Source organism: Streptomyces sp. NPDC001493 (assembly GCF_053597235.1).
In genome coordinates, this window is record NZ_JBSFHV010000049.1 from 21,403 (window position 1) to 27,547 (window position 6,145).

At 71.1% G+C, this 6,145-nt stretch carries 6 protein-coding genes; 1 reads left to right on the forward strand and 5 read right to left on the reverse strand.

The window, feature by feature from the left end; genetic code table 11:
* The first annotated feature begins 106 nt into the window (after nt 1-106).
* Entirely contained in the window at nt 107-958 is an 852-nt protein-coding gene (locus ACWCWD_RS36450; RefSeq protein ID WP_450779851.1) for a phytanoyl-CoA dioxygenase family protein, read from the forward strand.
* Nucleotides 959-1,069: 111 nt separating this feature from the next.
* Here the strand turns inward: ACWCWD_RS36450 and ACWCWD_RS36455 are convergent, their stop codons facing one another.
* From ACWCWD_RS36455 to ACWCWD_RS36475, 5 genes are all read right to left on the reverse strand, one after another.
* On the reverse strand, nt 1,070-1,882 hold the full coding sequence (locus ACWCWD_RS36455; protein WP_450779853.1) for a DUF3159 domain-containing protein: 813 nt from the start codon (nt 1,880-1,882) through the stop codon (nt 1,070-1,072).
* A gap of 3 nt (nt 1,883-1,885) precedes the next feature.
* Nucleotides 1,886-2,236, reverse strand: coding sequence for an OB-fold nucleic acid binding domain-containing protein (locus ACWCWD_RS36460; protein WP_390958401.1), 351 nt, complete (start codon nt 2,234-2,236; stop codon nt 1,886-1,888).
* A 173-nt stretch (nt 2,237-2,409) separates the two neighbouring features.
* On the reverse strand, nt 2,410-3,102 hold the full coding sequence (locus tag ACWCWD_RS36465) for a response regulator (RefSeq protein WP_450779855.1): 693 nt from the start codon (nt 3,100-3,102) through the stop codon (nt 2,410-2,412).
* A gap of 100 nt (nt 3,103-3,202) precedes the next feature.
* Nucleotides 3,203-5,746 (reverse strand): ATP-binding protein, encoded by a 2,544-nt coding sequence (locus ACWCWD_RS36470; RefSeq protein WP_450779857.1) that lies wholly within the window; start codon nt 5,744-5,746, stop codon nt 3,203-3,205.
* Between the two features lie 267 nt (nt 5,747-6,013).
* The coding region (locus ACWCWD_RS36475; protein ID WP_450779862.1) for a potassium-transporting ATPase subunit C at nt 6,014-6,145 on the reverse strand (132 nt) is incomplete at its 5' end.

The window sequence follows — 6,145 nt, forward strand, 5'->3', positions numbered from 1 at the left end:
CCCGACATCGTGGCACACCTCCACCCCTGTTGCCACGTTGCAATCAACGATGTAAAACTGCCGGACAGTCCACCGGCGCACCCCGTACGACCACCAGGAGGCACCCATGACCCGGCACGCCCACCCCCGCACCGCGACGGCCGGCCTCGACGTCGACGTGTCACCGGACGTGGAGGCCCTGTACACGGACGGCATCACCGCGCGGAAGGGAGCGTTCACCCCGGAGTGGACCGACCGGCTCCGCGAGGACATCGAGGTGGCCTTCGAGGAGGCGCTCGGGCGGCCCGGCGGCGCGGTCGGGCGCGGCCCGCACCGCTACTACGTGGAGATCCACCCCGAGCAGCTGCGCGGCTTCGTCGACCTCGTCGAGCACCCGTGGGTGCGTTCCGTGTGCGAGGCCGTGCTCGGCCCCGACTACCGGATCGTCGAGCTGGGCTTCGACGTACCGCTCGCCGGGGCGGTCGACCAGCCGTGGCACCGGGACTTCCCCATGCCGGAGGAGACCCGGGCCGAGCGGCGGCTGACCTCCCTCGCCTTCAACGTGACGGCCGTCGACACCGAGGAGGACATGGGCCCCTTCGAGATAGCCCCGGGCACCCAGTGGGACGACGGCCCGGAGTTCGGCCACGGCATGTTCCCGCCCCGGCCCCACTACCCGCGCTACGAGGAACGAGCCGTACGCAAGTACCCGAAGCGCGGCGACATCTCGGCCCGCAGCGCGCTGACCGTCCACCGCGGCACCACGAACCACTCGGCGAAACCGCGCCCCGTGCTGGTCCTCGGCGTCGACGGCCCGGAGGCATCGAACGGCGAGCGGCACGACACCGCCGCGACCCGGCCGTACTGGGAGAGCCTGCCCGAGCGGGTCCGGCGCCACCTCGACTGCGCGGTCGTCGACGTGCTGGTGCCCGTGACCCAGAAGCACACCATCGAGGGTCTGGTCATGGGCGACGCCTGAGGGCCCCCTGAACTCCGACGGAACGCCTGAGGACTCCCGGAACGCCGACGGCGGCAGGCGCGTCATGCGCCTGCCGCCGTCGGCACTTCCGAGGACCGAGTCCCGAGTCCGTCAGACGTCGTAGTTCCGCGCCGCCGCGGTCTCCGCGCCCCGGGCCTTCTCGGCCTCCGCCTCGCCGGCCCGTTCGGCCGCGCGCTCGGCCTCGCGGTCCTTCTCCGCCTGCTCGGCGGCCTCCATCTCGGCGAAGACGTCGATCGGGGCCGGCGCCTTGGCCAGGAAGACCCAGGTGAGGTACACCGCGAGCAGGAACGGCGGGATCTTCAGTCCGATCAGCACCCAGCCGAGCTGCGTGGTGTCGGCCCACCAGTAGAGCGGGAAGAGGATCGCGCACTTGGCGAGCAGGATGAGACCCCAGGCGTAGCTGGCCTTGGCGTAGGCGCGCTTGCGGCCGGGGTTCCTGGTCCGCCAGGAGAGGTTCTCCTTGAAGACCGGGCCGAGGATCAGCCCGATCAGCGGGACTCCCGCGAGGGTGGTGATCAGGTAGGCCAGCGCCAGGCCGAGCGTGTAGAGCATGCCCGGGAGGTAGAAGTCCTTGGCGTTGCCCGTGATCATCGCGAAGACCACACCGAAGGCCACGCCGAAGACGCCGCTGAAGGCGTGCTTGACCGTGTCCTTGCGGACCAGCCGCACGACCACGAGCAGCAGCGAGACCGCCAGCGCTGCGATGGCCGAGACGTGCAGGTTCTTGTTGACGGTGAAGATGGTGACGAAGAGCAGTCCGGGCAGGACGGTCTCCACCATTCCCCGGACCCCTCCGAACGCCTCGAAGAGGGCGGCCTCGGTGACCGCCTTGTTCGCCGCGTCCTGCTGGTCCGTGTGCGGGGTACGGTCCCCGTCGTGCGTCGGCTTGTCGTCAGACGTCACCGGCTACTCCTTGCCGAGCGGTCGCAATTCGTATGTGGGGTTGAACAGCACCCGGCGCCCGTGGCTCACGGCGACGCGGCCCGAGACGATGAGCCGGCGGCCGGGCTCGATGCCGACGATGGAGCGACGGCCGAGCCAGACCACGTCCAGCGGCGCTGTGCCGTCGAAGAGCTCCGCCTCCAGGGCGGGCACTCCGGCACGCGGTCGCAGGGTGACGGTCCGCAACGTACCAGCCACCTTGACGATCTGGCGGTCCGAGCACTCGGAGATGCGGGTGCACCCCGACGCGTGCGCGTCCTCCTGGAGCTCCTCGGACTCCAGGTCCTCCTGGGAGCTGGAGAGGCGGTCGAGCATGCGCCGGAAGCGTCCGGTGGACCGCTCCGCCTTCCCGGCCTTGTCGAATCGAGGAACAGCACTCATACCCGAAGAGTACCGGTCCCGCGAGCTACTCGCGGGCTCCGGAAATTTCACTCGAACGAGTGCATGGCCTGGGGTGTACGACCGCGCTGCGACCGCGTACCACGGGCTCAGCCGCGCTCGAAGCGGTAGCCCATGCCCGGCTCGGTGACGAAGTGCCGGGGGTGCGAGGGGTCCGCCTCCAGCTTGCGCCGGAGCTGGGCCATGTAGACGCGCAGATAGTTCGTCTCGGTGCCGTAGGAGGGGCCCCAGACCTCCTGGAGGAGCTGCTTCTGGCTGACGAGCCGGCCGCTGTTGCGGACCAGGACCTCCAGCAGGTGCCACTCGGTGGGGGTGAGGCGGACGTCACGGCCGCCGCGGTGGACCTTCTTGGCGGCCAGGTCGACGGTGAAGCCCTCGGTCTCGACGATCACCACGTCGTCGGCACCGTCCTGGCCGACCGGCTCGGCCCGGCGGACCGAGGCCCGCAGCCGGGCCAGCAGCTCGTCCATGCCGAAGGGCTTGGTCACGTAGTCGTCGGCGCCCGCGTCCAGCGCCTCCACCTTCTCGTCCGAGGTGTGCCGGGCGGAGAGCACCAGGATCGGCACCCGGGTCCAGCCCCGGAGCCCCCTGATGACCTCGACGCCGTCCATGTCGGGCAGGCCGAGGTCCAGCACCACCACGTCGGGATGGCGGGCGGCGGCGAGCTGGAGGGCGGTGGCCCCGTCGGGTGCGGCGTCGACCTCGTACTTCCGCGCCTTCAGGTTGATCACGAGGGCGCGTACGATCTGCGGCTCGTCGTCGACCACAAGCACCCGGGTCATCGCGGTCCTGCCTTTCTGCTGCTGTAGGGAAAAGAAAGTCTGCTGCACGCGGATGTCGGGGACGTGACGGCCGCCTCAGCCGTCCCGCACACCTCAGCCGTCACGAGGTGACCTGCGGGGACAGGTCCGGGCTGGCGGGTACGTGGTCGGCCGCCGTCTTGAGCGTGAGCACCATGGTCATGCCGCCGCCGGGGGTGTCCTCGGCGTCGAGGGTGCCGCCCATCGACTCGGCGAATCCCCGGGCCACCGCGAGGCCGAGGCCGACCCCGGCGCCGCGCGGGGCGTCGCCGTACCGCTGGAAGGGCTCGAAGATCCGCCGCTTGCCCTCGTCGGGGACGCCGGGGCCCCGGTCGGAGACCCGGAGCTCGACGCGGTCCCCCAGCGTGCTGGCGGCCACGGTGACGGGCGTGCCGTCCGGACTGTACTTGACGGCGTTCTCGACGATGTTGGCCACGGCCCGTTCCAGCAGACCCGGGTCGACGGCGACCATCGGCAGGGTCTCCGGGATGTCGAGCTCGACGCTCCCCTCGGGTACGCCTCCGAGCGCCATCGGGACCACCTCGTCGAGGTCGATCTCGCGGATCAGCGGGGTGACGGTCCCGGTCTGGAGGCGCGACATGTCGAGGAGGTTGCCGACCAGGTGGTCCAGGCGGTCGGCGCCGTTCTCTATACCTTCGAGGAGTTCGGCCTCGTCGTCCTCGGACCAGGCGACGTCGTCGGAGCGCAGCGAGCTGACGGCGGCCTTGATGGCGGCGAGCGGGGTGCGCAGGTCGTGGCTGACGGCGGCCAGCAGGGCGGTCCTGATGCGGTTGCCCTCGGCGAGCCTGCGGGCCTTCTCGGCCTCGCCGACCAGGCGCTGGCGGTCCAGTACGACGGCCGCCTGGGCCGCGAACGCGCCGAGCACCCGGCGGTCCTCGGCGGGCAGGACCCGGCCGGAGAGCGCGAGCGCCATGTGGTCACCGACCGGCATGTCCACGTCGGCGTCGTCGGGCCGGGTCACCGGGCTGGGCCCGACCGAACCGGCGCAGGTCCACGGTTCGACGTCGTTCTGCCGCTCCAGCAGGGCGACGGACTCCATGGCGAAGGTCTCGCGGACCCGTTCCAGCAGGGCGTCGAGGGTCGTCTCACCGCGCAGCACGCTGCCGGCCAGGAAGGAGAGGATCTCCGACTCGGCGCGCAGCCGTGCCGCCTGGTGGGTACGTCTCGCCGCCAGGTCCACCACGGAGGCGACCGACACCGCCACCGCGAAGAAGATCACGATGGCGACGATGTTCTCCGGGTCCTGCACGGTGAGGGTGTGGGTCGGTGGGGTGAACCAGTAGTTCAGCAGCAGGGACCCGGCGGCGGCGGAGGCGAGCGCCGGGAGCAGGCCGCCGAGCAGGGCGGCGGCCACGGTCAGGAAGAGGAAGAGCAGGACGTCGTTGGCGAGCCCCGGGCCGTCCTCCATGCTCCGCAGCAGTACGGAGAGGAGGGCGGGACCGCCGACGCCGACGAGCCAGCCCCAGATGATCCGGGCGCGGCCGAGCCGGGCGCCCCGGGCGATGGGCAGTCCTCTGCCCTTGGCCACCTCGTCGTGGGTGACGATGTGGACGTCGAGGTCGGTCCCGGACTCGCGGGCGACGGTCGCGCCGACGCCGGGGCCGTAGATGTACTGCCAGGTCTTGCGGCGGCTGGAGCCGAGGACGATCTGGGTGGCGTTGACCCCGCGCGCGAAGGCGAGGAGGGCGGCGGGGATGTCGTCGCCGATGACGTGGTGGAAGGTGCCGCCCAGGTCTTCGACCAGGGTCCGCTGGACGGTGAGCTCCTTGGGCGAGGCCGAGGTGAGGCCGTCGCTGCGGGCGATGTAGACGGCGAGGATCTCGCTGCCGGAGCCCTTGGCGGCCATCCGGGAGGCGCGGCGTATGAGGGTGCGGCCCTCGGGTCCGCCGGTGAGTCCGACGACGATGCGCTCGCGGGCCTGCCAGGTGGAGCTGATGTTGTGCTCGCCCCGGTACTGCTGGAGGTACTCGTCCACCCGGTCGGCGACCCAGAGCAGGGCCAGCTCGCGCAGGGCGGTGAGGTTGCCGGGGCGGAAGTAGTTGGAGAGGGCCGCGTCGAGCTTGTCGGGCTTGTAGATGTTGCCGTGGGCCATGCGGCGGCGCAGCGCCTGGGGCGACATGTCGACCAGTTCGATCTGGTCGGCGCGGCGGACCACCTCGTCGGGGACGGTCTCGCGCTGCCGGACGCCGGTTATCGACTCGACCACGTCACCGAGCGACTCGAGGTGCTGGATGTTGACGGTCGAGACGACGTCGATGCCGGCCTGGAGGAGTTCCTCGACGTCCTGCCACCGTTTGGCGTTGCGGGCGCCGGGAACGTTGGTGTGGGCGAGTTCGTCCACGAGGGCGACCTGGGGGGCCCGTTCCAGTACGGCGTCCACGTCCATCTCGGTGAAGACCGCCGAGCGGTACTCGATCTCACGGCGCCGGATCTGTTCGAGGCCGTGCAGCATCACCTCGGTACGGGGCCGGTCGTGGTGCTCGACGAAGGCGACGACGCAGTCGGTCCCCCGCTCGATGCGCCGGTGGGCCTCCGAGAGCATGGCGTAGGTCTTGCCGACGCCGGGTGCCGCCCCCAGGTAGATACGAAGCTTGCCGCGTGCCATGGCCCCATTGTCTTCTCTTGTGCGGGCTGCGGCCCGTGCGGCAGCCACTGACGACGCTACTCCCGGAGATCCGGGCATTTCGGATGGTGGTTGCGCAGGGTGCGCGTATTGACGCAACCCTGATGCTTCGCACCGCGTGTCCCGGCCCCCGATCCGTGCCTGGACCACGTGAGCCGCGTGTCCCGCCCGTCCCCCGGGGAGGAGGGACGGGCGGGACACGCGGCGGCTCCGGGGCTCCGCCGGGCCCCGGAGCACGCGCCGACGGCGTCAGCCGGCGTTGACGAGTTCCTTCAGCGCGACGTTCAGCTGGAGGACGTTGACGCGGGGTTCCCCGATGAAGCCGAGGATGCGTCCGCTGGTGTGGTCGTCGACGAGCTTGGTCACCTGGTCGACGCCGAG

Coding starts and splice junctions, on each gene's coding strand:
- ACWCWD_RS36450 (WP_450779851.1), top strand. CDS start 107: ATGACCCGGCACGCCCACCCCCGCACCGCGACGGCCGGCCTCGACGTC.
- ACWCWD_RS36465 (WP_450779855.1), bottom strand. CDS start 3,102: ATGACCCGGGTGCTTGTGGTCGACGACGAGCCGCAGATCGTACGCGCC.
- ACWCWD_RS36460 (WP_390958401.1), bottom strand. CDS start 2,236: ATGCTCGACCGCCTCTCCAGCTCCCAGGAGGACCTGGAGTCCGAGGAG.
- ACWCWD_RS36470 (WP_450779857.1), bottom strand. CDS start 5,746: ATGGCACGCGGCAAGCTTCGTATCTACCTGGGGGCGGCACCCGGCGTC.